Origin of the sequence: Halomarina oriensis (genome assembly GCF_009791395.1) — an archaeon.
Classification (GTDB): Archaea; Halobacteriota; Halobacteria; order Halobacteriales; family Haloarculaceae; genus Halomarina; species Halomarina oriensis.
Genome location: NZ_WSZK01000030.1, coordinates 1 through 26,157, shown reverse-complemented (window position 1 = coordinate 26,157; position 26,157 = coordinate 1). Strand labels below are relative to the sequence as shown.

32 protein-coding genes are annotated in these 26,157 nt (G+C 69.3%); 9 read left to right on the top strand and 23 right to left on the bottom strand.

All coding sequences use genetic code 11. The annotated features are described in order from the left end of the window. Positions 1–14 precede the first annotated feature (14 nt). Positions 15–212, top strand: a complete 198-nt coding sequence (locus GQS65_RS16365; protein WP_158205708.1) for a dodecin — start codon at positions 15–17, stop codon at positions 210–212. A 77-nt stretch (positions 213–289) separates the two neighbouring features. On the opposite strand, the gene GQS65_RS16360 is transcribed toward GQS65_RS16365, so the two are convergent. From GQS65_RS16360 to GQS65_RS16330, 6 genes are all read right to left on the bottom strand, one after another. After that, positions 290–1,048, bottom strand: coding sequence for a universal stress protein (locus GQS65_RS16360; RefSeq protein ID WP_233265168.1), 759 nt, complete (start codon positions 1,046–1,048; stop codon positions 290–292). Between the two features lie 143 nt (positions 1,049–1,191). Next, entirely contained in the window at positions 1,192–1,548 is a 357-nt protein-coding gene (locus tag GQS65_RS16350) for a HesB/IscA family protein (protein WP_158205705.1), read from the bottom strand. 57 nt (positions 1,549–1,605) lie between these two features. After that, a complete protein-coding gene (locus tag GQS65_RS16345) occupies positions 1,606–2,061 on the bottom strand; it encodes an SRPBCC family protein (protein ID WP_368280286.1) in 456 nt (151 codons plus the stop codon). 156 nt (positions 2,062–2,217) lie between these two features. After that, a complete protein-coding gene (gene hisD / locus GQS65_RS16340; RefSeq protein WP_158205704.1) occupies positions 2,218–3,495 on the bottom strand; it encodes a histidinol dehydrogenase in 1,278 nt (425 codons plus the stop codon). Positions 3,496–3,578: 83 nt separating this feature from the next. Further along, positions 3,579–4,388, bottom strand: a complete 810-nt coding sequence (locus GQS65_RS16335; protein ID WP_158205703.1) for an ArsR/SmtB family transcription factor — start codon at positions 4,386–4,388, stop codon at positions 3,579–3,581. Positions 4,389–4,486: 98 nt separating this feature from the next. After that, the gene (locus tag GQS65_RS16330; protein ID WP_158205702.1) at positions 4,487–4,696 is read right to left on the bottom strand and encodes a hypothetical protein; all 210 of its coding nucleotides are present in this window, start codon (positions 4,694–4,696) and stop codon (positions 4,487–4,489) included. Positions 4,697–4,924: 228 nt separating this feature from the next. Between GQS65_RS16330 and GQS65_RS16325 the strand changes: the two genes are divergently transcribed. The 3 genes from GQS65_RS16325 (at position 4,925) to GQS65_RS16315 (ending at position 7,804) form a co-directional block, all read left to right on the top strand. Next, positions 4,925–6,001: a hypothetical protein gene (locus GQS65_RS16325; RefSeq protein WP_158205701.1), complete on the top strand. Its 1,077-nt coding sequence runs from the start codon at positions 4,925–4,927 to the stop codon at positions 5,999–6,001. Positions 6,002–6,058: 57 nt separating this feature from the next. Continuing rightward, complete coding sequence (locus GQS65_RS16320; protein WP_158205700.1) at positions 6,059–6,445, top strand: ester cyclase; 387 nt, start codon at positions 6,059–6,061, stop codon at positions 6,443–6,445. 72 nt (positions 6,446–6,517) lie between these two features. Next, positions 6,518–7,804, top strand: coding sequence for an alpha/beta hydrolase family protein (locus GQS65_RS16315; protein ID WP_158205699.1), 1,287 nt, complete (start codon positions 6,518–6,520; stop codon positions 7,802–7,804). Positions 7,805–8,201: 397 nt separating this feature from the next. Here GQS65_RS16315 and GQS65_RS16310 read toward each other — a convergent pair whose 3' ends face one another. After that, on the bottom strand, positions 8,202–9,551 hold the full coding sequence (locus tag GQS65_RS16310; protein ID WP_158205698.1) for an NAD(P)/FAD-dependent oxidoreductase: 1,350 nt from the start codon (positions 9,549–9,551) through the stop codon (positions 8,202–8,204). Between the two features lie 133 nt (positions 9,552–9,684). Here GQS65_RS16310 and GQS65_RS16305 point away from each other — a divergent pair, with 133 nt between their 5' ends. Further along, on the top strand, positions 9,685–10,635 hold the full coding sequence (locus GQS65_RS16305; RefSeq protein WP_158205697.1) for a D-2-hydroxyacid dehydrogenase: 951 nt from the start codon (positions 9,685–9,687) through the stop codon (positions 10,633–10,635). Positions 10,636–10,818: 183 nt separating this feature from the next. Here GQS65_RS16305 and GQS65_RS16300 read toward each other — a convergent pair whose 3' ends face one another. Then, positions 10,819–11,592 carry a helix-turn-helix transcriptional regulator gene (locus GQS65_RS16300; protein ID WP_158205696.1) on the bottom strand — a complete coding sequence of 258 codons (774 nt, stop codon included), beginning with the start codon at positions 11,590–11,592 and terminating at the stop codon, positions 10,819–10,821. 118 nt (positions 11,593–11,710) lie between these two features. Here GQS65_RS16300 and GQS65_RS16295 point away from each other — a divergent pair, with 118 nt between their 5' ends. Further along, a complete protein-coding gene (locus GQS65_RS16295; protein WP_158205695.1) occupies positions 11,711–14,935 on the top strand; it encodes an FAD-binding and (Fe-S)-binding domain-containing protein in 3,225 nt (1,074 codons plus the stop codon). 12 nt (positions 14,936–14,947) lie between these two features. Here the strand turns inward: GQS65_RS16295 and GQS65_RS16290 are convergent, their stop codons facing one another. Beyond that, positions 14,948–15,313, bottom strand: a complete 366-nt coding sequence (locus tag GQS65_RS16290; RefSeq protein WP_158205694.1) for a VOC family protein — start codon at positions 15,311–15,313, stop codon at positions 14,948–14,950. A gap of 108 nt (positions 15,314–15,421) precedes the next feature. On the opposite strand from GQS65_RS16290, the gene GQS65_RS16285 reads away from it, so the two are divergent. Next, a complete protein-coding gene (locus GQS65_RS16285) occupies positions 15,422–15,736 on the top strand; it encodes a hypothetical protein (RefSeq protein ID WP_158205693.1) in 315 nt (104 codons plus the stop codon). On the opposite strand, the gene asd is transcribed toward GQS65_RS16285, so the two are convergent. From asd to GQS65_RS16235, 10 genes are all read right to left on the bottom strand, one after another. Beyond that, positions 15,727–16,764, bottom strand: coding sequence for an aspartate-semialdehyde dehydrogenase (gene asd / locus GQS65_RS16280; RefSeq protein WP_158205692.1), 1,038 nt, complete (start codon positions 16,762–16,764; stop codon positions 15,727–15,729). The two genes, GQS65_RS16285 and asd, sit on opposite strands and share 10 nt — an antisense overlap. Before the next feature lie 108 nt (positions 16,765–16,872). After that, positions 16,873–18,369, bottom strand: a complete 1,497-nt coding sequence (locus GQS65_RS16275) for an MATE family efflux transporter (RefSeq protein ID WP_158205691.1) — start codon at positions 18,367–18,369, stop codon at positions 16,873–16,875. A 152-nt stretch (positions 18,370–18,521) separates the two neighbouring features. Then, positions 18,522–18,710: a 30S ribosomal protein S17e gene (locus tag GQS65_RS16270; RefSeq protein ID WP_158205690.1), complete on the bottom strand. Its 189-nt coding sequence runs from the start codon at positions 18,708–18,710 to the stop codon at positions 18,522–18,524. Positions 18,711–18,908: 198 nt separating this feature from the next. Then, the gene (gene gvpM, locus GQS65_RS16265) at positions 18,909–19,157 is read right to left on the bottom strand and encodes a gas vesicle protein GvpM (protein ID WP_158205689.1); all 249 of its coding nucleotides are present in this window, start codon (positions 19,155–19,157) and stop codon (positions 18,909–18,911) included. Then, a complete protein-coding gene (gene gvpL, locus GQS65_RS16260) occupies positions 19,144–19,983 on the bottom strand; it encodes a gas vesicle protein GvpL (protein ID WP_368280285.1) in 840 nt (279 codons plus the stop codon). Before gvpL ends, gvpM begins: the two co-directional genes overlap by 14 nt. Further along, entirely contained in the window at positions 19,980–20,267 is a 288-nt protein-coding gene (gene gvpK, locus GQS65_RS16255; RefSeq protein ID WP_158205688.1) for a gas vesicle protein GvpK, read from the bottom strand. Before gvpK ends, gvpL begins: the two co-directional genes overlap by 4 nt. Next, complete coding sequence (gene gvpJ / locus GQS65_RS16250; protein ID WP_158205687.1) at positions 20,264–20,758, bottom strand: gas vesicle protein GvpJ; 495 nt, start codon at positions 20,756–20,758, stop codon at positions 20,264–20,266. The genes gvpK and gvpJ overlap by 4 nt, the downstream gene beginning before the upstream one ends. Continuing rightward, complete coding sequence (locus tag GQS65_RS16245) at positions 20,751–21,626, bottom strand: hypothetical protein (protein ID WP_158205686.1); 876 nt, start codon at positions 21,624–21,626, stop codon at positions 20,751–20,753. The genes gvpJ and GQS65_RS16245 overlap by 8 nt, the downstream gene beginning before the upstream one ends. Further along, positions 21,623–21,877 carry a gas vesicle protein GvpG gene (gvpG, locus tag GQS65_RS16240; protein ID WP_158205685.1) on the bottom strand — a complete coding sequence of 85 codons (255 nt, stop codon included), beginning with the start codon at positions 21,875–21,877 and terminating at the stop codon, positions 21,623–21,625. The genes GQS65_RS16245 and gvpG overlap by 4 nt, the downstream gene beginning before the upstream one ends. Then, positions 21,874–22,497, bottom strand: a complete 624-nt coding sequence (locus GQS65_RS16235; RefSeq protein WP_158205684.1) for a GvpL/GvpF family gas vesicle protein — start codon at positions 22,495–22,497, stop codon at positions 21,874–21,876. Before GQS65_RS16235 ends, gvpG begins: the two co-directional genes overlap by 4 nt. A gap of 146 nt (positions 22,498–22,643) precedes the next feature. On the opposite strand from GQS65_RS16235, the gene gvpA reads away from it, so the two are divergent. Beyond that, positions 22,644–22,931 carry a gas vesicle protein GvpA gene (gene gvpA / locus GQS65_RS16230; RefSeq protein ID WP_158205683.1) on the top strand — a complete coding sequence of 96 codons (288 nt, stop codon included), beginning with the start codon at positions 22,644–22,646 and terminating at the stop codon, positions 22,929–22,931. Positions 22,932–22,947: 16 nt separating this feature from the next. Continuing rightward, positions 22,948–23,433 carry a gas vesicle protein GvpO, halophile-type gene (gene gvpO, locus GQS65_RS16225; RefSeq protein ID WP_158205682.1) on the top strand — a complete coding sequence of 162 codons (486 nt, stop codon included), beginning with the start codon at positions 22,948–22,950 and terminating at the stop codon, positions 23,431–23,433. A 4-nt stretch (positions 23,434–23,437) separates the two neighbouring features. Here the strand turns inward: gvpO and GQS65_RS16220 are convergent, their stop codons facing one another. The 4 genes from GQS65_RS16220 to GQS65_RS16205 form a co-directional block, all read right to left on the bottom strand. Then, on the bottom strand, positions 23,438–24,094 hold the full coding sequence (locus GQS65_RS16220) for a DUF447 domain-containing protein (RefSeq protein WP_394351454.1): 657 nt from the start codon (positions 24,092–24,094) through the stop codon (positions 23,438–23,440). Further along, a complete protein-coding gene (locus GQS65_RS16215; RefSeq protein ID WP_158205681.1) occupies positions 24,091–24,954 on the bottom strand; it encodes a triphosphoribosyl-dephospho-CoA synthase in 864 nt (287 codons plus the stop codon). The genes GQS65_RS16220 and GQS65_RS16215 overlap by 4 nt, the downstream gene beginning before the upstream one ends. Beyond that, positions 24,951–25,754 (bottom strand): tRNA-dihydrouridine synthase, encoded by an 804-nt coding sequence (locus GQS65_RS16210; RefSeq protein ID WP_158205680.1) that lies wholly within the window; start codon positions 25,752–25,754, stop codon positions 24,951–24,953. The genes GQS65_RS16215 and GQS65_RS16210 overlap by 4 nt, the downstream gene beginning before the upstream one ends. A gap of 2 nt (positions 25,755–25,756) precedes the next feature. Beyond that, positions 25,757–26,157, bottom strand: a 401-nt coding sequence (locus tag GQS65_RS16205) for a 2-phospho-L-lactate transferase CofD family protein (RefSeq protein ID WP_199268487.1), incomplete at its 5' end; no start/stop codon positions are given.

Below are 26,157 nucleotides of genomic sequence, written 5' to 3'. Positions count from 1 at the left end.
ACGGTACGAGCACCATGGTCTACAAGAAAATCACACTCATCGGGTCCAGCGACGAGAGCTTCGACGCCGCGGTAGACGACGCCGTCGAGCGAGCCGAGAGCACGCTCGACAACGTCCACTGGGTCGAGGTCAAGGAGATGGGCGTCGAACTCGCGTCGGTCGACGGCCGGGAGTACCAGGCCGAAGTCGAAGTCGCGTTCAAACTCGAGTAGTCGGCCCGCGAACCGTTCTTTTCGTGACGCGTCCGACTCCGCCAGCGACCGCTCTCACGACCGGCCTCGGTGCCGGCTCACTCCTCTCGACGGTCCGTGGGCGGCACCGACAGCACGGGTACCGTCGCACCGCGGACGACGACCTCGGTGACGCTCCCGAGCAACAGCCGACGCACGCCCGAACGGCCGTGCGTCCCCAGGACGACGAGGCCGGCATCGGCCGTCTCGACCGTCTCCAGAATCTCGGTGGCGGCGTGGCCGTCGACGACCGTTCCGCTCGCCACGACGGCACGCTCCTCGGCGCGGGCGACGAGTCGGTCGACGGCCGCCTGCGCCTGCTCGCGCAACGCCTCGGTGAGCCGTGTCGACCGGACGTCGAACCCGACCGCGTCCTGGTCGACCACGCTCACGGCGTGAACGGTCGCGTCGTAGCGCGCCGCGAGGTCGAACGCGTGGTCGGCGGCCTCCTCGGCGTAGCTACTCCCGTCGGTCGGGACCAGCACCGTCTCGACGTCCCACTCGACGTCGGCCGCCGTCGTGAGCACCGGCACCGGGGCGTGACGGACGACCTGCGCGGCGATGCTCCCCACGACGAACCGTTCGACGCCGGTCCGACCGTGTGTCCCCATCACGACGAGGTCGGCGTCGTGGTCGTCGACGGCCGCGAGCAGTTCCCTGTCGGCGAACCCGGCACGCCGGTCGGTCTCGCAGTCGACGCCGGCGGCGGCCGCCCGGTCGGCGAACGCGTCGAGTCGCTCGGTCGCCTCCTGCTCGCGGGCCGTGCGCTCCTCGACCGTCGAGAGACCGAACGTCTCGACGACACCGACGACGTGCAGCGTCGCGCCGTGGCGCTGCGCGAGTTCCAGGGCGTCGTCGCCGCGGCCGCCGCACAGTCGCTCTCGTCGAGCGCGAGGAGTATCGTCTCGTACATACCCGGCTCTCGGTACGCCGAGTAAAAAAGCGTCACCCGACGGTCAGATCAGGTTCGGAACGACTCGCCACAGCCACACTCGCTCTCGGCGTTCGGGTTCTCGACGTGGAAGCCCGCGCCCTGGAGGCCGTCCTCGAAGTCGAGGGTCGACCCCTCGACGTAGCGCTTGCTGGAGGAGTCGACGAACACGCGGAGGCCGTGGTGTTCGGTGATGCTGTCGCCGTCTTCGGGTTCGTCGTCGAAGCGCATGCCGTAGGAGAGCCCCGCACAGCCCCCCTGCTGGACGAACAGCCGAAGCCCGGCCACGTCCGTGTCCAACCCCTCGCCCGACAGCAGGTCGAGGGCCTTGTCCGCGGCCGACTCGGTCACCACCACGGCGTCGCTCTCGGCGGACGTGCTACTCATGCTGAACAGTACCGGGTGAAGGGTCGTAAGCCTGACGCCGGCGATGCTGACAGTTCCTCACGCCGGAACGGGGTCCGCTTCCAACTCCTCCTTCAGCGTCTCCAGTTCCTCGTGGAGTCGGCGTGCCATCAGACGGCGTGTAAGCGGTCGGAACAGCGTGAACATCACCGTCGTCGTGCGACTGTCCGACCCGGCGTCGATGGTGTTGGTCACGCGGGTTCCCGTCGGCGTCTCTGCGAGCGTCAGTTCCCCCTCGAACGGGAACGGCCCCTCGACCGACCGGATGCCGTACAGGTGTTCTGGCTCGTACGCGGACACCTCGTACACCATGGGCGACGTGCGCCCGCCGTAGCTGTACTGGCTCTCGTAGCGTGCGCCGACGCCCTCCTCGTGGCCGACGCGGTGGGTGTCGCTGGACCCGACGACCCACTCGTCCATGTTCTCGACGTCCGCGACGAACGCCCACACGTCGGCTATCGGCCTCTCGACGTCGATGGTGGCGGATGCTTTCACAGTGTATCTCCGTGCAGTGAATGGCGAGATGACAGCTTAATCCTATCGCGCAGCGGACAGTCGTTCACCGACGAGCAGCAACCACGCTGAGCGTTCCGTTCGCTACGGCGGTGGATAACCTCGTCGGCAGATTGTGAAACCGCATGGATTCAGCTCCTACTCCCCGGAGAACCGCTTCTCGACGCTCTCGGCGTGCGCTTCCAGTCCCTCCGCACGAGCCAGCGCCGTCACCGTCTCGCGCAGGTCGCCGAGCGCCTCGTGGGAGAGTCGCTGGACGGTCGTCGAGCGCACGAACGTGTCGACGGAGAGCCCACCGGTCACCCGCGGACCGCCGTTCGTCGGGAGGACGTGGTTCGTCCCGCTCGCGTAGTCGCCCGCGGCGACGGGCGTCTCCGGACCGAGGAAGACGCTCCCGGCGTTCGTGATGCGGTCGAGCAGTTCCTCGTCGTTCTCGGCGTGGATGGCCACGTGCTCGGCGGCGTACTCCTCGACGAACAGCACGGCCTCGGGCATCGACCGCCCGCGGAAGACCCCGCTGGCGTCGCCTTCGAGCGCTTCGCGGATGGTCTCCTCGCGCTCGCGCTCGCCGGCCTGTCGGTCACAGGCCTCCGCGATGGCCTCGGCGAGGGCCGCGTCGTCCGTCGCCGCGACGACGGAGGCGTTCGGGTCGTGTTCGGCCTGCGCGACGAGTTCCGCCGCGACGAGGTCGGCGTCGGCGCTCGAATCGGCGAGGACGGCCACCTCCGAGGGTCCGGCGAGGAAGTCGATGGCGACGTCGCCCCGCACGGCGGCCTTCGCTGCCGTGACGAACCGGTTGCCGGGGCCGACGACCTTCTTGACGGCCGACACCGTCTCCGTTCCGTACGCCAGCGCCGCGACGGCCTGCGCACCGCCGACCTGGTAGACGGCGTCCGCACCCGCGACGTGGAGCGCCGCGAGGGTGACGGGGTTCAACTCCTCGGCGGGGGGCGTGCAGACGGCGACGTGTGGGACGCCCGCCACCTTCGCCGGGAGGACGGTCATCAGCGCGCTGGAGGGGTAGGCGGCCGCGCCGCCGGGGACGTACGCGCCGACGCGCTCGATGGGACGGAACCGACGACCCAACTCCCGCCCCGGCGAGAACTCCTCGCGCCAGTCCTCGGGGAGTTGTGCCTCGTGGAACGCACGGACGTTGGTGGCCGCGTGTTCGACGTGCTCACGCATCTCGTCGTCCAGTTCCTCGTAGGCGCGTTCTGCCGCGTCGGTCACGTCGAGGTTGCCGACCTCCACGTCGTCGAACTCGCGGGCGTAGTCACGCAGGGCGACGTCGCCTTCGCTCCTGACGCGGCCGACGACCTCCGCGGCCACCTCGCTCGCGTCGCCGACTCCCGAGTCCCGTTCGAAGATGGCGCGACGCTCGTCCGGGCCGAGCGTTGCGATGTCACGGACGTCCATGCCGTCGCTTCGAGGGAGAGCGGAAAGAGCGTTTCCAAGCCGTCCGCCGAACGGCGGTCCGGCCGACACGGCACGCGACCCGCTCAACGCGTCGTGTACCAGACGAGACCGACCGCGAGGAGGACGAACAGGCCGCCGAGGAGGAAGGCGAGTGCGGGGTCGCCCGCGAGGACGTCGGCCGCCTGCTGGACGACCGTCTCGGAGCCACCGGCGGCCGCGTCGGTCGCCCGCTCCGCGCCCTGCGTGGTCGCCTCGACGCCGCCGTCCGTCGCCACGTCCGCCGCCGACGGCTCCTCGGTCGCGGCGATGGAGACGCCGTCGGTCTCGGCCGCCGCTCCGCCACCGGTGTCGGCGTCGCCCGACGCACCGCTCGCGCCGCCCGCCTCGCCGTCCGCACCCTCCTGACTGCTGGCCGCGCCGCCGCCGGACTCGGCGCTGTCGAACGCCGCGCCGCCGGTCTGGCTCTGGACGAACCACCGGAGCGCGGCCGTGGCGACGCCGAGCGCCAGCACGACGCCGAACACCCGCGAGAGCATCGAGCGGAGCCGCGAGCGGTCGTCCCGCCGACCGGCGAACAGGACGATAGCCTCGCTGGTCGGCGCGTAGACGGTCATCTCGGTGCCCTTCTCGGAGTAGCCGACGCCGGCCGGTTCGATGAGGTCGGCGTCCTCGAGCTTTCCGAGGTGGTAGTGGACGTTCTGGAGGGACGTGCCGATCTGGTCGCGCACCTCCGAGGGCGTCGAGGGCTGTTCGTAGAGCGCCGCGAGCACCTTCCGGGTCGTTCCCGAGGAGAGCACCTCGAACGTCTCGTCGGCTTCGTCGCCGGCCAGCCCGACCACCCGCGGCTCGTCCGGGTCGGCCGTGGACTCACCACGGAGCGGCAGCAGGCTCATTACTCGCTCCTACCGTTCACGTAACTAAACCTCTTCTGAAGGCTCAAACGGGGTTTTGATACTCGGTGTGTGACGGTGCCGGGGCGTTAGGTCGGCGTTTATTCGAGCTCCGCGAGCCCCGTCCACGCCAAGAGACCGCGGACGAACAGGAACACGACGAGGCACACCGCGAGGAGCGTCGTCGGCGCTGCGAGCAGCCGTGCAGTACGGAAGCCGACGAACCCACGGGTCGTCCCGAGGACGACGAAGCTCACCAGTATCAGACCGAACGCGAGGACGGCGAGTTTACCGTAGGTCTGGTGACGCACACCCGAGACTGGGCGACCGGTCGTTATGAGCGATGCGCTTCGTCCCTCCGACCACCTCGGAGCGGCCCCGGACGTCGTGTCAGAGTTTTTCCAAAAACACGTTTCAGAGAACCGTTTTGGGTCGGGGGACACCAGAAGCGGTATGGAGGAACCCGCTGCACCCGGCCGGTCTCGCTCACGACTGCGGCGGCCCGACGAGGGCGACGGCCGCCGCCGAGAGGTGAGACGATGAACGCGTGGCGTGTAGCCGACCCCTCGGCTCGCCTCGGCGACGACGACGAACTGCGACCGCCCGTTGAGACGACGCCAGAGGACGCACAGTCGATGGCGAACTTCGTCGTGTTCGACCCGACGTGGCTCCCCGAGGACTGCCGGGTCGAGACGGTCACCGCCCGGCCGGAACGACCACCCGGACGACCGGACGGTGTCGACACCGAGGAGGTCGGACAGACCCCGTGGAGTGAGGGGAACCCGTCGAGCGTTCGGGTCGTCGTCACCGGTGACGGTCGGCGGGTTCGACTCAAGCAGTTCTGCTACGACTGGGCACCGCCCGCCGCCAGTATCGCCCCGCTGTGGCGGACCCGACGGCCCGAACCGTTCGACTGCGCCGGCACGGTCGGATGGCTCGGCACCGACTACAAGGACAATCGTGGGGCCTGTGTCCAGCGCGACCGGACACAGCTCGAACTCTCCGTCGAGGACGGCGTCTTCGACGACGGAGAGCTCCGGCGGCTACTCTCGGGACTGCTGCCGGCGGCTCCGGCGACGGCCGCCGTCGTTCGTGGCGTCCCGTTCCACCAGTTGAGCTACTGGGTGCGGTACCAGTGTCGCCCACCGAGCGTCCCCCACGGGGTCTGGAACCACAGTCCGGAACGACCGTACGACGGGAGCGACCCACGGTCGCTCGTCTCACTCGTCGGCGACGACCCGGTCGAGACCCTCCAGCCACCGGGCGAGCGTTACGTCTTCGACTCGGCCGTGGCGTTCCCGGAGCACGACGCCGTCGAGGCCGTCTTCCGTCACCGAGAGAACGGGACCGACCACCTCTGGCTGACGGCCACGTCCGCCGACAGTCCGCTCGCTCCCACGCTCCCGCCCGAACCGGCCGACCAGTCCGCAGAGACCCGCACGGCGGTCGGTCGCCGCGGAACGACCGTCCACGTCGGTGCGCTCGACGAGGACAACGGGGCGTGGGAGGCGCTCTGGACCGAGGGTGACGTCCGATACGGCGTCTGGGCGGGCGCGTCACAGTCCCTCGACGGCGCGGCGTTCCGCTCGCTGGTCGACTCGCTGGAGGCGGTGTAGCCGCCCAAGCCCCGCGAGCGGACGAACGCTTTTCACCCGTGGTACGGTCTCACGACCATGAGCGCCGAGTCGAACCTCGAAACCCTCCGAGAGTCCATCGAGAACCACAACGACCCCGAGACGCGAGACCGGTATCTCGACAGCTACAGCGACGACCTCGTCCTCCACGGAGCGGACGTCGACGGTCTGGCGGAACTCCGGACGTTCTACCACACCGTCTGGGAGGCGATTCCCGACCTCACCGTCACCATCGAGAACGCCATCGCCGAGGGCGACGAGGTGGGCGCACGCTACTCGTGGTCCGGCACGCACGCCGTCACCGGCGAGGAGGTGGCGCTCGACAGCGGCCTGACGTGGTACCGCTTCGAGGACGGCGAAATCGTCGAGCGGTGGGTCGCGGAGGGGACCGGCGAGGCGATTCGGGACATCGTCGCGCCGGAGTGACGGCCGCCGCCTCACACCACGGAGCCGACCCCGGACAGCTACAACGACTCGGTCCGTCGTACGACCACCGCCATGGCACCCACAGCGGACACGCTCCCACCGACCTTCGCCGAACGGTTCCTCGACGAGTCGTTCGAGGAGGCGGCCGCGATGCTCTCCCCGGCCGGTCGCACGGCGGTCGTCGAGTCGTTTCCCGAGGGGTTCGCGGACGACGAGATGGACGCCACGGACGCCCTCGAAGCGTACTGGTGGGGGCTCTACGGACAGTACGGTCCACCGGACGGGGTCGGCGAGACCAGCGTCGACGGCGCGGTGGCGACGGTCACCCTCACCTTCGACGAGGGGACGGAGTCGGCGACGATACCGACCGACGAGGACGGTGTCGCCGGCTTCGCGTTCGACCCCGAGTACCGGCGACCCGCGTACGTCGACCCCGAGGCGTTCGAGGAACGCGACGTGACCGTCGACGCCGGCGACGTCGACCTCGGTGGCGTGCTGACGGTCCCGAACGGTGACGGCCCGTTCCCGGGCCTCCTGCTCGTCCACGGTGCAGGCGTCTACGACCCGGACGGCGGAGACGGCGCTTCGAGGCTCCTCCGTGACTTCGCGCAGGGTCTGGCGAGCGCCAGTGTCGCCACACTCCGGTACGAGAGCCGACTGCTCGACCACGAGGTTCCGGACGCCGACCGCACGCTCGACCGGGTCGTCACCGACGACGCCGTCGCCGCGCTGGCCGAACTCGCCGCCGCCCCCGAGGTCCGTGCCGACGCGCCGTTCGTCGCGGGGCACAGCCAGGGCGGAACGGCCGCACCACGTATCGCGGCCCGACACGGCGACGCCGCGGGCGTCGTGGTCCTCGACGGTCGCGCCGACCCCGTCTTCGGCCCCGACGACGTCGACATCGTTCGCTACGAGTTCGACCCCGAGGGTGACCTCGACGAGGAACAGCGGGCCCGACTCGACGCCGACCGCGAGACGGCCCGACGCCTCGCGGCGGGCGACTACGAGGACGACGAGACCATCTGGGGACAGCCAGGGACGTGGCACCGGAGCGTCGCCGAGTACGACCCCGTCGCCACCGCGAGGGCGTTCGGTCGACCGACGTTCGTCGGGAAGACCTGCCGTGCGGACGAGGACGCACAACCGGAACTCGCCGCGTGGCTTCGGAGCGAGTTCGAGGCGTGGCGCGACGCCGACCTCCCGGAGGGCAGTCGCGTCGAGTGCTACGAGGGTCTCGACCACTTCTTCCAGTCGGGGTACGCGCCGACGTGGCCGACGAGTCTCTACTTCGGTGGGAACGTCGCCGAGGACGTGGTCGCCGACCTCTCGGAGTGGGTTCACGGCGTCGCAGACGAGTGATTCGTCTCCGGGGTGGTGATGTCGCCCGGAACACTAACGTCCGACCTCATCCCGGGGCGGCGTGCCGCGTCGGTCGGGAAACCCTCGTGCCGGGCGCGCGGGCGTCCGCCAGGACGCCCGGAATGCCGAGGCGGTGGAACCGCCTCGGCGCGAAGCCACGGTGTGGCTTCTCAGTAGTGGTCCCTATCGAGAGACCGGTCGCGAGGGTCCGATGGACCCCCGAACATCGCTGGTGACGCCTGCGAGACGCGCGGTCGGTCGCGACCCGTGTCGCGTGCCCGGGTTCGTCGCACCGTCACGGTCCCGCGATGCGGGTCTCGGGGCGAGGACTAAAGGCACGCACGAAGGAGTTGACGAGTCGAGCGGAAAAGCCTGTCTACGTTCGCATCACGCCGAGTCAGACGGCGTACTCGTCTTCGTGAATCTGGACGAACTCCTTGCGGAAGCGACGGCGCTGGCGGTAGTACCGACCGAAGAGGCTCAGCCCCGAGAGGCCGGCTTTCACCGAGTTCCGGAGCTGGAAGCCCCTGCCCCGGTCGACGACGGCGCTCGCGGTGGCGAACTCGCGGTCCCAGTCGGCGGGGCCGAGACCACGGGCGAGTTCGGCGAACGCGAGGTTCCGGACCACCTCGTCGCCGATAGCGTGTTTCCACTCGCTGTTGTACGCCCGCATCGTGTCGTTGGCGGCCATCCGGCCCGCGATGGCACCCGTTCGGACGGCGACGTGGTCGCCGCCCTCGTGGAACGCGCTGGTCGCCCCCATCGCGCCGCCGGTGACGGCGACGTTCGCCACCGTCGGCGAGTCGATGGGCATCGTCGAGGAGATGGGGTACGTCTCGGTCCCGTTCTGCTTGCCGCGGTCGGTGACCAGCGGGAACTCCTCGAGGTCGTACTCCGGGTAGGCCAGCTCGAACAGGCGCTCGATGTAGACCTTCCCCTGTGGGATGCGAGAGTCCTCGGGACGCAGCAGTTTGTAGTGGTCGCGGTTCGGGACCGTCGAGAGGTCCATCCCGATGGGCATCGTCAAGCCGACGCGTGCGACGGTGCCGTCGTTGGGGAACACCCACGGGTAGGCGGTGTGGCCGGGCATGACACCCCACCAGAACTTGATACGGTCCTCCTCGAACGCCTCGGCCGGGAACTCGCGGTACTCCTGGTACGCGATGTGGTTGGCCTTCGTCGAGGCGAGTTTGTCGACCGTCCCGTGTGGGAGCAGCGGGTCGAGCACGCGGTTCGTGACCGTTCGTTGCGGGCCGTCCGCGAGGATCAGGTGGTCGGCCCGAATCTCGCTCCCGTCACGGAGTACGAGGGTGTGGGTCGGCCCCCCGAAGTCCGTCTCCACCTCGCGGACGCCGTTACCGACGCGGTACTCCGCGCCGGCGTCCTCGGCACGCTGGCGAAGCCAGTCGTCGAACTTCGAGCGGTGCATCGTGAACCCGAAGTTCGGGTACGTCGACTCCTGTCCGGTCGATTCGAGTGTCACCGACTCGTTCGGGCCGAGGAACTCCGCCGCGTGGAGTTCGCGTGCTTTCACCCACTCGGGGACCGGTTCGTCGAGGGCCATGATGTCGACCCAGTAGTCGAGGATGCCCGCCGCGTCCGTCGAGTCGGGACCGAGTCCCTCGCGGTCCGCGCGGGGGACGCCCTTCTCGACGACCACCGCCTCGGCACCGGCACTGGCCGCGGCGTGGGCCGCCGACGTGCCGGCGGGACCACCGCCGACGATGGCTACGTCCACCTGTTGCATATCACCTGTCGGCGTTCGTGAGGACTTAAGCGACGTGGCTTTCGGCCACGACGTGTCGTGGTTACGTCGACACACGTCGTGTGCGTCACACCACGGCACCACCGACTAAGCCACCCCGCCTCGAACGCCGACTATGACCGACCTGCTCGTCCTGCGTCGTGGTACCCACGGGATGCCCGTCGAATCGTACGTCGCCGAACTCCGCGAGCGACTCCCGGACCACGATATCGAACTCGCCCGCACTCCGGCGGCCGAACGGGACGCCATCGCGGACGCACCCGTCGTCACCGGTCCCGACATCCCCGAGTCGCTGCTCGACGGGGCCGACTCGCTCGAACTGTTCGCCGGCATGTACGCCGGCTACGGCCACCTCCCACTCGACGCACTGGAAGCGCGCGACGTCGCGGTCACGACGGCCTCGGGCGTCCACGCGCCGAACGTCGCCGAACACGTCCTCGCCTCGATACTCGCGTTCGTCCGCGAGTTCCCGACGGCGTTCGACCGCCAGCGAGACGCCGAGTGGCGACACTTCCAGGCCCACGAACTCGCCGAGTCGACGGTGACCGTCGTCGGCCTCGGCGCGATCGGTGAGGGCGTCGTCGACCGTCTCCAGGGGTTCGACGTAGAGACCGTCGGCGTCCGTCACAGTCCCGAGAAGGGCGGGCCGACCGACGAGGTACTCGGCCCCGACGGCCTCCACGGGGCGCTCGCACGGACGGACTACCTCGTCCTCGCGTGCCCGTTGACCGACGAGACGCGCGGCCTCCTCGACGCGGAGGCGTTTCACACGCTCCCGCCCGAGGCCGTCGTCGTCAACGTCGCACGGGGACCGGTCGTCGACACCGACGCGCTGGTCGAAGCGTTGCGCTCGAACCGGATTCGCGGGGCGGCCCTCGACGTGACCGACCCCGAACCCCTCCCGCAGGACCACCCGCTGTGGACGCTCTCGAACGTGCTCGTCACGCCGCACAACGCGGGGCACACGCCGCGCTACTACGAACGTCTCGCCGACATCGTCGCCGAGAACGTCCGCCGAATCGACGACACCGGGCGCTACGAGGGGCTCCGGAATCAGGTTCGATGACGGCCCGGTGGGAAGACCGGAACGGAACGACAGAGGGAGGGGTGAGCGGCCATCGGACCGGGTGGCCGCGAGGGCCGAAGCGGTGCGGGGACCGGTCGTGTGGACGCGGTCGATTCTCGGGAGTCCGCTCTGTTATACGCACCGAGTGTCGATTGACTCAGGGTGTGAGACAGTAGGCCCGAGTCAGGCGGTTTCGAGGACGTGTGCGCCGTTCCGATATCGCTCGTAGAGGTCGTTGGCCCACGTCACCAGCGGTCCCCCGTCGTCGTCGAGGCAGGCTCTGAACCGCCCCTGGTCGTCGTAGGCGGCGACGACCGCGGTGTCGCCGAACAGCGACAGGCCGAAGTCGAGGTCCTCGACGACGAACAGCGTGAAACTGTCGGCGCTCATCGCCGTCGCGTGGTTGTCCGGCGTCGTGGTCTCGGCGGCTTCGAGCGTCTGTTCGTCGATGACGAGTTCCATGTCGACGCCCGCGTCGAACAGCGGCCGGTGGACCTCGTTGAACACCGGACTCAACACCGGGCAGATACCGCGAAGCGTGTCGACCTCCCGTTCGCGGAGGAGGCTGGCGTAGCGTTCGAGAGGGGCGTGTGGCGTCTTCGCCGTCGCCGTGGTCGCCGTCGCCGTCCGGAGCGCCGTGACGGGGAGGTCGTCGGTGACGGAGTCGAGCAGCGACAGCGGCGACCCGACGTCCTCGACGGTTCCGACGACGTCGGTCAACTGCCGATAGGCACGGAAGACCAGCAGGCCCGCACCCGTCTGTCGGTACTCGCCGTCGCGCTTCTCGACCCACCCGCGGTCGGCGAGTCCGCTCAACGCTCGCTGGACGGTCGCTCTGGAGGCGACCAGTTCCCGTTCGAGTTCGCAGGGCCGTGCCGACTCCTCTCTGAGCGCTCGCATCACGGCGACGCGGTGTTCGGAACCGACGAGAAACGCGACCTCCTCGCGCGCAGTCATTGACGGGGTCTCTGTACGCCGCAATCATGATACTTTCGTGTAGGGGAACCTCGGAGCGTTACGGTCACGTGTCAACACTCACCACAGCTTTACCACCTCGTCGCGCTCACGGAGACACATGGCGACCGAGAACACGCGCGGTGCGGGCCGACCGGAGGCGTCGGCCCGTCACCTCGACGTCGAGCGGACGGACGTCGAGGCGTATCGACGACTCGCTGCCGACCTTCGACGCGTCGTTTCGGGCGACGTCGCGTTCGACGAGTACGCACAACTCCTCTACGCGACCGACGGGAGTATCTACCAGGCACGGCCCGCGGGCGTCGTCTGCCCCACCGACACCGCGGACGTGCAGGCGACCGTCGAGGTGGCGGCCAATCACGACGTTCCGGTCCTCCCGCGCGGTGCCGGGTCGTCGCTCGCGGGCCAGGCCGTCGGACCGGGCTGTATCGTCCTCGACTGCTCGCGGTACATGGACCGCATCGTCGACGTCGACCCGGAGGCGCGTCGGGCGACGGTTCAACCCGGTGTCGTACAGGACCACCTCGACGCCGCCCTCGAACCGCACGGCCTGAAGTTCGCTCCCGACCCCGCGTCCTCGGCACGCGCCACCGTCGGCGGCGGTATCGGGAACAACTCGACGGGCGCACACTCCGTCCGTTACGGTATCACCGACGCGTACACGGAGGAACTGAAGGTCGTGCTCTCAGACGGGTCGCTGATTCGGACCCGTGACGTGGTGCTCGACTCCCCCGAGTACGAGGATATCGTCTCGCGGGACACGCTCGAAGCCGACCTCTACGAGACCGTCCGTGCGCTGGTCGAGGAGAACGAGGCCGACATCGCCGAGCGCTACCCGAAACTCAAACGCTCCGTGTCGGGGTACAACCTCCACAAGGTGGTCCGGGAGGCCGACGACGCGGACGGCGACCACGTCGTCAACCTCTCGAAACTGTTCGTCGGCGCGGAGGGCACGCTCGGCGTCGTCGTCGAAGCGACCGTCTCGCTGGTCACCCGCCCCGAGGAGACCGCACTGGCGATGTACTGTTTCGACGACCTCATCGACGCGCTGGCGGCGGTCCCCGAGGCGCTGACGTACGACGTCGGCGCGGTCGAGTTGATGGACGACGAGGTGTTCAGGCTCGCCGCCGAGTCCGACGGGTTCGCGGAGTACGTCGAACAGGTCCCCGAGGGGACCGCCGCAGCGCTCCTGCTGGAGTTCGACTCGGAGCTAACCGAACCGGACCCGACGGCCGAGACGGAGGACCCGGACGACGAACAGGTGTCGCCACAACGGCGAGCGTTCGAGGCGGCCATCGCCGAGACGACGACGCACTTCGTCGCCGGCGACGACGGCGAGACGGACGACGGCTCCGACAACCGGACGGCGTCCGGCGACGCCTTCGAGGTGGTCGAGGCGTACACCGAGGCGGCCCAGTCCGACATCTGGAAGCTCCGCAAGGCCGCGATTCCGCTCCTGATGAGCCTGGAGGGCGACCCCAAACCGTACCCGTTCATCGAGGACGCGACGGTGCCACCCGAACACCTCGCCGCGTACGTCCAGGAGTTCGAGGCGGTCCTCGACGACCACGGCACCTCGGCAGCGTACTTCGCCCACGCCGGCAGCGGGACGCTCCACATCCGACCCATCCTCAACCTCAAGACCGAGGGCGGCGTCGAGGCGCTCCACTCCATCACCGAGGACGTGACGGACCTCGTCTTGGAGTACCACGGCGCGTTCTCGGGCGAACACGGCGACGGGATGGCCCGCACCGAGTTCTCCCCGAAGATGTACGGCCCGGCGCTCTGGGACGCGTTCAAGCAGTTGAAGACGGCGTTCGACCCGGACTGGCTGTTCCACCCCGGGAACGTCGTCTACCGCGACGGCCCCGAGGACGTCGGCCCCGACTCCGAACGTGGCGTCGGCGCGGACAACCGCGACCACCTGCGCTACGGCGCGGAGTACCAGTCCATCGAACCACGGACCGCGCTCGACTTCGACGACGACGGCGGGTTCTCCCACCTCGTCGAACTGTGCAACGGCTGTGGCACCTGCCGGCAGACCCGTTCGGACGTGATGTGCCCGACCTACCGCGCCTCCCGCGAGGAGGTCCAGACGACTCGGGGGAGAGCGAACATGCTCAGAGCGGCCATCTCGGGGGAACTCCCCGAGGACGAACTCTACTCCGACCGGTTCCAGAGCGAGGTGCTGGACCTCTGTGTCGGCTGTAAGGGCTGTGCCAGTGACTGTCCGACCGGGGTGGACCTCGCCAAACTCAAAGCCGAGGTGAAACACCACTACCACGAACGGGAGGGCGCCGGCCTCCGCGAACGCCTCTTCGCCGACGTCGACACGCTCTCTCGAGTCGGGAGCAGTCTCGCGCCGCTGTCGAACGTCGCACCGCACGTTCCCGGCGCACGGCGGGCGATGGAGCGCACCGTCGGCATCGCCGCCGACCGGGAACTGCCGACGTTCACCCGCCACACGCTCGAACGCTGGTTCGAGGAGCGCGGCGGGTCACGGGTCCCGTACCACGAGACGGACCGCCGCGTCCTCCTCGTGCCCGACACCTACACGAACTACTCCTACCCCGAACCGGGGAAGGCCGCGGTCCGTGTGCTCGAAGCCGCGGGGTGTCACGTCGCCCTGCCCGAGGGCCTCGCCCCGAGCGGTCGCGCGGCGTACTCGAAGGGCTTTCTCGACCAGGCACGCGACCGGGCCGCGACGAACGTCGAGACGCTCGCTCCGAGAGTGCGAGACGGCTGGGACGTGCTGTTCGTCGAACCCTCCGACGCCGTGATGTACCAGGACGAGTATCTGGACCTGCTCGCGGGCGACGACGTCGAGACGGTCGCTGCCGCCACGCACGGCGTCTGTGCGTACCTCGACGAGACGGGACTGGCCGGGGAGATACCGTTCCCGGCGGACTCGGGGTCGGTCGCTTACCACGGCCACTGCAACCAGAAGGCGACCAACACCGACCACCACGCCGTCGAGGCCCTGCTCGCGGCGGGCTACGACGTCGACAGGCTGGACTCCTCGTGCTGTGGCATGGCCGGGAGCTTCGGCTACGAGGCCGAACACTACGGCCTCTCGCAGGCCATCGGCGACGTCCTGTTCGGACAGGTCGACGACTCGCCCGCCGACCGGGTCTGTGCACCGGGCGCGTCCTGTCGCTCACAACTGGGCGACCGACCCGGCGAGACGACGCCGCCCCACCCCATCGAACTCCTCGCCGAGGCGTTGGAGGGTGAGTCCGGGGCGCTTCGCGCCGACGCGGCCACGGAGGCCGACCGCTCGTTGGCGGGCGCTGTCGCGGGGCTGTTCGGGAGAGTCGGGCGCTGAACCGGTCGAGACTCAGTCGAGTGGCTGGACCAACTCGACGACGTTCCCGTCGGGGTCTTCGAGGAACGCCGTACGCGCGCCGGCCTCGGGTTGGTCGCCGGGGTCCTTCACGACGCCGTGGTTCTCGATGGCGTCGAACGCGGCGTCCACGTCCTCGACGCCGAGTGCGAGGTGGTCGACGGTGTCGGCCTCCGCGATGGCCTGCTCGCCCTCGGTCTCGGTCAACTGCAACTCGAAGCCGTTCTCGTCGGCGACGTAGACGTGGCGCTGGTCGCCCGCGGAGAACGCCCACGAGTGCTCGAAGTCGAGTTGCTCGACGTACCAGTCGGCGCTCGCGTCGGCGTCGGTGACGAACAGTCGGACGTGGATGCCGTGCATGGTCGGCTACGTGGGTCGTGTGCCCTTAGTTCGACGTGTCCCGGCGGGAACTGCGAGTTCGGGACGGCCGGTCCGACCGTTTTTATCCTCTCGGGCGGACACGTCGGTATGGACTACAAGGACGTCGGCGTCGTCGGTCTCGCGGTCCTCGGCGGCGGCGCGGGCGGGGCGCTTGCTGGACCGGTCGGTCTCGTCGGTGGCGTCGTCGCCGGGGCGGCCGTCGGCGCGAAGTGGGCCAGCGAGTCCGACACGGTCGGCGAACTCCGCGAGCGAGTGACCGAACTGGAGGACGAACGCGACGTCGAGGCCGACCCCGAGGTCGACCGTGAGACCGACGCCGACCGTGCGGGTTCGGCGTCGGAAGGAAGAGAGACCGGGCAGAACACGACGACCGAAACCGCGACGGAGACGACCTACAGGTAACCGTTCTGAGCGAGCAGTTCGCCGTTCAGCACGCTCGCGCCCGCCGCACCACGGAGCGTGTTGTGTGCGAGGCAGTTGTACTGGACGCCGCCGGACGTCTCGCGGAACCCGCCGGCGGTGACGGCCATCCCGTCGCCGCGCATCCGGTCGAGGCGTGGCTGTGGGCGGTCCGGTTCCTCGAAGACGTGGACGAGCGGGTCCGGCGAGGAGGGCAGGTCGAGGCTCGGGAACTCGCGCATCGCGTCGGCCGCCTCGCCGGCGCTCGCGTCCTCGGCGAGGTCCGCCCAGACGTTCTCCAGGTGACCGTCGAGCGTCGGGATGCGGTTACACGAGGCGGCGACGTCGGCGTCGTGCCACGACACTTCCGCGCCGTCGAACGCGCCGAGCAGTTTCCGGGCCTCCGATTCCATCTTCTGCTCCTCGCCGCCGATGTGCGGGATGGCGTTGTCGAGTATCTCCATCGAGGTGACGCCGTCGTAGCCCGCCCCCGAGACGGCCTGCAGAGTGGAGACGCGCACGGCGTCGAGACCGAACGCACGGTCGAGCGCCGCGAGCGTCGGGACCATCGTGATGGTCGAGCAGTTGGGGTTCTTCACGAGCGCACCGTCCCACCCTCGGGCGTCACGCTGGACGTCGAGGAGGTCGATGTGGTCGGCGTTGACCTCGGGGATCACCAGAGGAACGTCGTCGGCGGTCCGGTCGTTCGAGGAGTTCGAGGAGACGACGTAGCCCGCCTCACAGAGGCCGGGTTCGACCCGTTCGCCGACCGAAGAGGGGAGCGAGGAGAACAGGAGGTCCACGTCGTCGGGGATGTCGTCGGCGTCGGTCCGCCGGACGGTCATCCCGGCGACGTCCTCCGGGATGGCGAAGTCGAGTCGCCACTTCGCGGCCTCGCGGTAGGGCTTGCCCGCGCTCTCGTCGCTCGCCGTGAGCGCCACGAGTTCGAAGTCGGGGTGGGGGTCCAGAAGCTGTACGAGTCGCTGGCCGACGGCACCGGTGGCACCGAGGATGCCGACAGTGTGAGTCATTGCCGTGGCTCGGGACGTATGGGCAAAAACGGTTGTGATACGGGCGGAATCGGACGGTGTCGAACGGTTCCGCTCGTTGTCAGTCCGTGGCAGGATTCGCCGGGAGCGTCAGTCGTCGGTCGGAGCGGGACGCGACCCGGCGGTGGCGTCGGCGTCTCGCCACGACCCGGTCCGGTACCACGAGAACGCGATGAGCGCACCCAGCGCGTTCGAGACGAAGAAGGCCGCCCAGACACCCATCCGCGCCTCCGGGAACACGTTGGGGAAGTACTGGGAGGCGACCCACGCGAACGGCAGACGGATGACCGCCAGCGTGGCGATGGAGATGGCCGCCGCGACGAGCGTCTTGCCCGCTCCGCGGAACGCCCCGGTGTACGCCCGGAGGACGCCGATGAAGCCGAAGGAGGGGGCGACCCAGCGCAGGAACTCCGCGCCCACCTCGACGACTTCGGGGTCGCTCGTGAACGCGCCGACGATGGGGCCGGGGAAGAGGAAGACGACGACGCCCATCGCCGACAGGACGACGAACATCGCTCCCGAGGCGATGCCCGCGGACGACGCCGCGCGGTCGGGTTTCCCCGCGCCGATGTTCTGGCCGGCCATCGTCTCGACGCCCCGCCCGACGGCGATAGCCGGCAGGAAGATGACCGAGAACACCCGGACGCCGATACCGAACGCCGCGACGACGGTCTGTGGGAACAGCGCGACGATGACCAGAAACAGGTTGACCGACAGCGCGCGCCCCGTCCCCTCGATGGAGGCCGGGACGCCGAGTTTGACGATGCGTTCGGCGTACTCCAGGTCGGGGGACATGTCACGGAGACGAATCCGGATGCCACGCGTCCCACGGAACATGATGGCGAGGCCGACGACCATCGCCAGCGCCCGCGAGAAGATGGTGGCGATGGCCGCCCCCGCGATGCCCGACCCGGTGTAGCCCGTGCTCGCCAGCAACGACGCTTCGAGACCCTGGAGACTCAGAATCGAGAACAGCGGGTTCCCGTCGAACCCGAAGATGAGCACCGGGTCGATGAGGATGTTGAGGACGACGGTGCCGAACATGACGAGCATCGGCGTGACGGTGTCGCCCGCCCCGCGCATCAGCGAGATGAAGATGAAGAACCCGAACATGAACGGCAGGCCGAGCGCGATGACCTGCATGTAACTCGTCGCCGCCGGGAGCGTCTGTGCGGACGCACCGAGGAGGGCGAGGAAGTCGTCGACGAAGAAGTACCCGACGGCCCCCGCGACGGCCGAGACGAGCAACGCGAACGTCACCGTCTGGGAGGCGGCGTACTCCGCGGCGCGTGTGTCACCCTTCCCGGTGTTCTGCGCGACGAGGATAGAACCCGCGACGGAGACGCCCATCCCCAGCGAGATGAGCAGGAACACCATCGGGAACGCGAACGTGATGGCCGCGAGCGCCGTCGTCGAGAACTGTCCCAGCCAGAACGTGTCAGCGAGGTTGTACGCCGTCTGGAGCAGGTTCGTCACGACGATGGGCAACGAGAGGAACAGCAGCGGCTTGCCGATGCCACCCTCGGTCAGGTCGAGCTGCTCCTGGCCCTTGAACAGCCCCGAGAGTCGCTCCCTGAGACTCACCATACCACCCGGTGTCGAACCGTCGGTTGGACGTACATCGGTAGTTGACTGAACAGTTAGTCAGCGACCGATTAATGGGTTACGACTCGGGGCGTGTCGAGAACTCCGGTCACAGCCGTCGCTCACGGCCGGTATCGAGAGACGAGAGAACTGCGTTACTCGACGCTGCCGCCCTTCTTGCGCGTGATGTAGCCCGCGACGCGGTTGCGGACCTCCTTCGAGTCGATGTTCGTGAGTTCGACGACGACCTCCTTGTTGTGGTCGAAGTCCGTCCCGAACGCTTCGCCGTACTCCTCCAGCAGCGTCGTCGCCGTCTTCTTGACGTAGGCGGGTTTGATGGCCATGTCCGTTCGTCTCGTCGGCGCGGCTAAAAGCGTTCGTTTCTATATCGGAATTCGACCATGAGACCGGGTCTCGGGGGTGGTCGCGTGAGCCGTGACGTTCCGCTGACGGTCGCCGAGTGTGCGCCGACCCGGCGCGTCGTCGACCGCGTCGGAGGGAGTCCGACGACCGACCGCTCGCGGGCCCTCGAACCGGCCGACCTACTCGAGTCGTGTCGGTGGCGCTCGCTCGTCCGCGATGGCCCGCGTTCGCGTCTCCTCGTCCCAGTCGGTGAGCAAGCCGTAGCGCGTCATGGTGTCCATCCCGGCGAGTGCGGCACGCAACTGGAGGCCGACCAGCGGTACCTCCGCGACGCTGATGATGACGTCCGCCTGCAGGATGACGCCGTCCCGGAGGATGCAGTCGAGCAGGTCGACGATAGCGTCGTCCTCGTCCCTACGCGGTTCCATCGTCGACCTCCGGGACGAACGAGTACGGCGGCCACGGCCCCGTGAACCGGACCCGGACGCCCGCCTCGTCGGCCACGTCGTCAAGGACGCTCCCGATGGCGTCGACACCCTCCTCGTCGGCCAGCGCGGTCAGTCGCGCCTGGACCGCTCCCTCCTTCTCCGGCGTGTCACCGAGCGTCGTCGTCGGATCGTCCGGCTCCTGCACCTCCCGAGCGTGTTCGGCGACCCGCGTCCCGAGTGTCTCCGTCCGGGCCGCCCGGCGTTCCCGTCGAAGTTCGTTCAGGCGCTTGTCGTACTGCTTGTCGACCAGGAAGGCGGTCCCCTCCGTCGACTCGTCGCGCTGAGCCGCCAGTTCCCGTAGTCGCTCGTCGGACTCGACGATGGCCGCGTCGAGCGTCTCCTCGTCCACCAGTACCTCGATGCGGTACTCCGAACAGCCTGCGAGGTCGGTGAGTACGTCGGCGAACCGCTCGCGGTGCTCGGTCAGCCACGACCGGACCGTGTCGTCGTCGCCCTGGACGACCGTGTCGAACCGGAACGGGACCGGCGTCCCGAACCGCTCGGTGGCCGCGTCCACGACGGCCTGATGGGAGAGCAGCCAGCCCTGCACCTCGGTCGGGTCCGCGGAGTCGTACAGACCGGCACAGTCGTGGACGAACAGACCGACGTCCCCTTCGGCGAGCAACCGGACCGGTTCGTCCTCGACGCCGGCGAGTCCGAGAGGTCCTGGCTCCACACCCTCGTGGAGCGAGACGGCGCAGTAGCAGTACCGCGCCTCCCCCGAGTCGTCGGGGGCGTCGCCGACCGTGGCGGTCCGGTCGGTCACAGTTCCACCTGCATCATGGCGTCTCGGACGAGTCCGTCGAGGTCACCGCGCAGGTCGTCGACGTGGTCCTCGACGCCGTGGACCTCCTTCAGCCGGTCGAGTTCGTCCTCCAGCGTGGCGAGTTGCTGACCGACGCGCTCGATTTCGGCGTCCGTGAGCGACCCCGACTCCATCCGTCGGATGGCCTCGCGTTCGAGCGCCTCGACGACGAGTTCGACGACGGTGACGACGAGCGCCACCAGTCCGTCGCCCGCGGACTCCCCGTCGACGTCGATCCGTGTCATCCGTCGTCCCCCGTCTCGGGGGCGTCCCCTTCCGCGGTTTCGTCGGTATCCGCACTGTCGGCCGCCTCGTCGTCGCCGTCCACCGCGTCCTCGGCGGCGTCACCGACGTCCTCGACGGCGTCGGTCAGGTCACCCTCGCCCTCGTCTTCGTCGCCGGTCGCTCTCGGTCGCTCGCCGGCGCCTCCTCGGGGACCGCGGACCGAGATGGGGGCCGCATCGCCGACGTCCTCGCCCTCCTCAAGCGGTTCGACGCCGGCGGCCTCCTGGACGCGCTGGGCGTCGGTTCCGTCGGGGAACTGGAGGCCGTACTGTGCGGCCGTCTCGAAGGAGGCGATGGCCGCCCGGATGTGGACGCCGAGCAGTTCCGTCTCGCCGACGGACACCGCGATGTCGGCGTTGATGACGATTCCCTTGTCGAGCAGTAGCTCGACGACGTCCGCGAGGCTGTCTTTCTGTCGAGTCGGGCCGGCCGAGCGTGTGGGTTCAGGCATCGTCGTTCACCTCGTCGTCCGCGTCCTCGTACTTCTCGAACCGGTCGCCGTAGATGCGCCCGCGGTTCGGGGCCGAGGAGTACCGCGTCTCCGTCGGGACGGTCGAACCGCGTGCCGCGTTGCCGATGTCCGGGCGCGACCCCGCCATCGAGGAGAACGCGGTCGGGTTCCGCGAGTCCGGCTGACCGACGCTCTCCGTCTTCTCCTCCAGTTCCGCGCGTCGCTCGACCAACTGCTTCCGAGCGTCGAGCACCCCCTCGCGGAACTCGTCGATAGCGTCCCGAAGCTGGGTCTGGATACCGGCCTGGACCGCATCGTCGTCGGCGGCGTCCGCGAGCGTCGACCACTCGACGTCCTCGTCGCCGTCGCCGTCGCCGTCCTCGCCCATCCCGAGTCGGTCCTTCCACTCGGCGAGGCCCTCCTCGCCGAGTGCGTCCTCCAGTTCCGCCTCCAGTTCCTCGGCGTTGCGCCAGAACTCTCGGACGTCGACGGCGTCGAACAGTTCGCCGAGTTCGAGGATGTCGAGCAGCGTGTTCGTGTCGACGATGTCGTCGGTGTCCCCGGAGACGATGGCGTAGGCGATGTCGTCGACCGAGACGACCTCCGGCAGTCGGCTGAGGTCGATGGCGTCCGGGAGGTCGCCGGCGTCGACGGTCGAGGCGACGTCCTCGGCTTCGGCGGCGACGGCTTCGAGGTCTTCGAGCGCGTCGAGCGCCTCTCCGGTCGACCCCGTGGCGAGCGACGTGACGAGTTGCAACAGGTCGTCGCGCGCTCGGTCCGCGAGCGTCGTCTCCGTGTCGTCCCCGCCACCACTGTCCGCCCCCTCGGCGTCCGTGCCAGCGGGGTCCTCGGCGGAGTCGTCGCTCATCCCCGCACCTCGATACGACCGCTCAACTGTTCACGGGCCTGTTCTGCGACCTCCAACCGGGTCTCGATGTCCTCACGACGTTCCTCGTACTCGGCCTCGCTCAGTTCGCCCAGCTCGAACAGCAGGCGGTTCTCCTTCAGTTCGTCCCGGAGCGCGTCGGTGTCGTACATCCCCTCGATGGCCATCGCGTGGATGACGTTGAGGAGTCCGACGAACGGCCGGACGAGCAGGTCGTCGAGGACGAAGGTCATTGTGCCTCGATTGCGATGTCGACGAAGTTGTACGGGGCCCACGGCCCCGTGTACTGGAGCGTCAGGTCGCTGTGGGCCGCCTCGATGTCGTCGATGGCCTCGTCGAACGCCTCGCGTTCGTCGCGTTTCACGAGATACGAGCGGTTGAAGACGAGTCGGTCGGAGAACAGGTCGTTCTCGACGGTGCCGACGCTCACCTCGGAGAGTCGGTCGTCGACGTCGGCTTCGACCGCCGCGCGGTCGACCCGTGCCCCCTCGTCGGCGACGAGTTTCACGCCTAGCTCGTAGGTGCCCTCGATGTCGTTCAGCGACCGCGAGAACGTCGGTCGGCCGGTCCGGAGGATGTTCTTCAGCGGCCGTTTCCCCTCGAACACCATCCCGAACTGCATCGGGACGACGGTCCGTTCGGCGTCGACCAGCACCGCACGGAGGACGTCGTCGTGTGCCCGGACGTTCTCGTCGCTACGCTCGGGGTCCAACTCCTCGATGTCGGAGACGATGGCCGCCAGCGGACCGTGTGAGACGGTGTAGATGTCGTCGGCCCCGTCGACGCCGGTCTCGTCGACCGCGAGGTCGCCGCCGTCCTCGGTGACGCCGTACGCGTAAAGCTTGTCGCTCATGTGGCTATCGCGCGTGCCTTCTCCAGAGGGCCACCAATAGACAGTGCTTGCACAGGAAAGCCACCGCGTTTTGTCGGCGTTCGAGCCGGCCACCCTGGCCCACGCAGGCAACAAGACGAACCCCACCGTTCGAGTGAGTGAACGCGATGGCAACGAACACGCCGAATGCGTCGAGTCTCGCGGAAGTACTCGACCGAATCTTGGACAAGGGGATGGTCATCGACGTCTGGGCACGCGTCTCCGTCGTCGGTATCGAAATCCTCACCGTCGAGGCTCGCGTCGTCGTCGCGTCCGTCGACACGTTCATCCACTACGCACAACAGATATCGATGATAGAGCAAGCGAGCCAGTCCGGCGAGCTAGAGGACATGCAGGACCTCGAAACCGGCGTCGGGGCCATCGAGCCACGCGCAATCGAGGTCGAGGAGTCCTGAGCAGGGCGAGTGAACCATGTCCGAATCCGACGCAGACCAGTGCCGGGCGCTCACCGCGGACGGAGAGCGGTGCGGGAACGCCGCGGGAGAAGACGGCTTCTGCCACCAGCACGACGAGAGCGACTCGACCGTCGACGACGCCGAGGGGTCGTCGACCGACGAGGAGTCGTCGACGGAGGACGACGTGAGTAGCGAGAGCGAGTCGACCGACGGGGGAGACGGGGTCGGACTCATCGAGGTCCGAGACACCGTCCGCTCGAACGCCGGGCAACTCATCGGCCACCCGTTCGACGCGCTGGTCGAGGTCGGCCGTCGCCGCGACGACGCTGGCGACCCCGACGGCTGGGTCGCCGTCGTCGAGGTGGTCGAGCGGAAGGCCATCCCGGACACGCAGGACATCCTCGGGCGCTACGAGATAGACCTGAACGCCCAAGCGGAGTTCCAGGCGTACCGCCGCGTCCAGCGCCTCCACCGTGGCGACACGGGCGACACCGAAGTCTGACCCCTCAGGACCGGTCGAGCGTCCGCTCGAACCGGTCCCACGCGTCTCTGACGCGTCGCCCGCCACACGAGTCGACGACCGACTCGCAGTGGCGAATCCGCTCGTGGAGCGTCCCGTCGTCGTAACCGGAGACGCCGAGTCTCGACGCCGCCACCGTCGCGTCGACGACGGCCGCGTGCGCCCGGTCGACCGTCGGGACGACCCGCCGCTCGACGCTCGCCTCGATGGGTGTGAGTTCCCACTCCACCCACTGCGTCTCCCCCTCCGCCCCTTCTGCGACGGACTCGACGGCGACGTGGACCCACGCGTCCGCGCTCGCCAGCACCGGCGACTCCTCCTCACGGACGGTACAGGCCGCCTCGACGAAGTCGACCGGGTCGCGCGTGAACTGGACGTACCCCTCGCCGCGCTCGACGAAGTTCCGCCAGGTCCGGGTCCGCCCCCACGTCCGCGCGGTCACACGGTCGTGTGGGTCCGACGGCTCCTCGGGCGCGAACACCCCGAGTGCCGCGACGTTCCAGCGGTCGTTCGGGCCGAGCGTCGTCACGACGGACTCGACACAGCCCTCCCACGCGACGGGCCAGCCGTTCGGCGCGAGCGGGTCCGGCCGCGTCCCGACGTGGTCGTGGTCGCCCCCCTCGGTGTCGGTCGGGTCGCTCACACCTCGACCCCCCGTTCGAGCGCGACGAACAGCGCCGCGGCGGTCAGGTCCGCCGTCGTGCCGGGGTTGATACCCCGTTCGACGAACTCCTCGGCCAGCGCCTCGGCGTCCTCCTCGTCGTCGAGGACGGCCTGTGCGCGGTCGGTCGCCTCCCGTGCGCTCGCGGCGTCGCTCGTCGTGGCGACGAACTGGTCGATTCGTTCGGCCAGGAGGTGGAGGAACGCCCGCGCACCGCGTTCGGAGACCGGGCCGTCGTCCGCCTCGATGCGTTCGGCCGCCCGGAGCGTTCGGGGGTAGCCGTCGGTCCACTCGGCGGCGATGCCGTCGCCGGGCGCACTCTCGGCCATCAGGTCGGCGAGCGTCAGGTCGCGTTCTCTGACGGCCGGAATCGCCCCGCTCCCCTGGCGAACGTCGAGGTCGGACATCCCCTCGGGCGGGTCGTCGACGGCGACGCCGACGTGGTCGAACGCGCGGTAGAACGAGCAGGTGTCCTCGACGGTGGTCTCGGCGACGGCCGCACGGACCCCCTCGCGGGTGAGTGCGTCACGACTCGCCGCACGGACGAGCGGGCAGAGCGCCAGTAGCGCGCCGAACTGTGAGTTGCCGCCGCGCTGTCGACTCATCCCGCCGACGGCACGCTCGAACGCTTCCCCGAGGGGGCCGTCCCCGGCGGCCAGTCGGAGGCCCGGCGTGGCACCGACCGCCCCCGCGAGGAAGTGGTCGAAGTGGAGATCCGCGTGGTCGCGGTGTCGGTCGACGTTGCCCGGTTTCGGCGTGCCGGCGACCTCCAGCAACAGCGCGAGTTCCGCGTTCTGGACGACGTCGCGGCGGGGCGGGCCGTCCGACCTGTCGTCGCTCATCGTCGCTCCGCGGACCGTGTCGGCCGCTGGTGGCCCGCGAACCACGCGTCGGTCGCCTCTCGGACCCGACGGAGGACGCGCGGGTCGTCGCTCGGACGGCCGACGCTCACCGCGTCCGCACCGTCGTCGAGGTACTCGCGGACGGTTCGACGGTCGCGGACGCCGTTGTTCGCGATCACGAACGCGTCACACGACTCGACCACTGCGCCGACGACGGACTCGGAGTCCATCGCGTCGACGTGGAGGACGCTCGCCCCCGCCTCGACGAGTCGCGGGGCGAGCACCGGGAGGACGACGCCGTCGACCTCCGCGCGGACCTTCACGCTCACCGTCGCCCCGGTGTCGCTGGCGACCCGGACCTGTTCGCAGAGCCGGTCGGCGTCCCGGAGGAGTGACTCGCCAACGCCCGCCGCACACATCTCGTCCTGCCGGCAGTGCGCGTTCAGTTCGAGGAGTGCGTCGTGGTCCACACACACCTCGGCCACGTCACGAATCGGGTCGAGCGTCGTACTCCTGACGTTCACCCCGGCGCGTATCGGAGCGTCGTCGAGCGCCGCCAACTGCGATTCGACGAACGCTACCGGGGCTGCTGGCAGGAACTCCTCGCGGTCACGGGCGACGAGCGCACGGGCGGCCGTGCGGGTCGCCTCGTCGAGCGCGACACCGCCGAGGAAGGCACACCCGGCGAACTCGCTGGCCGCGAGCGCCCACCGGGCGTCGGCGGCCCCCGAGAGACTGGCGAGCGCGACCCGTGGCTCGAACCCCCCGAACTCGGCGGCCGAGTCGCTCGTCCGGTCCATCGTCAGGCCACCTCGTCGAGCGCCTCGCGCACGGCACGGGCCACCCGTTCGCTGTCGGCGGGCGTGTCGAGTGTCGTGTCGGTCCGGACGACCGGTCGGGCGAGGTCGGTGTCGTCGTCGGTGTCGAGGACGAACGCGTCGGCGAACGGGTAGGTGTCGGCGACGCCCGCCGTCGAGGGGTCGTGGCCCGTCGCGTCCATCAGTTTCGCGGCCGGTCCCGAGAACACCCGGTCGCCGACGAACGGCGAGACGGCGACGACGCGCCCGTCGTCGAGGGCCGCTCGGAACCCGTCGAGTGCGAGCATCGGCCCGACGCTGGTGACGGGGTTGGAGGGACCGAGTACGACCGGCGCGTCGAGGGCGTCCCGCACCGCCGGCGTCACCGTGGCGTCCTCGCTCCCCC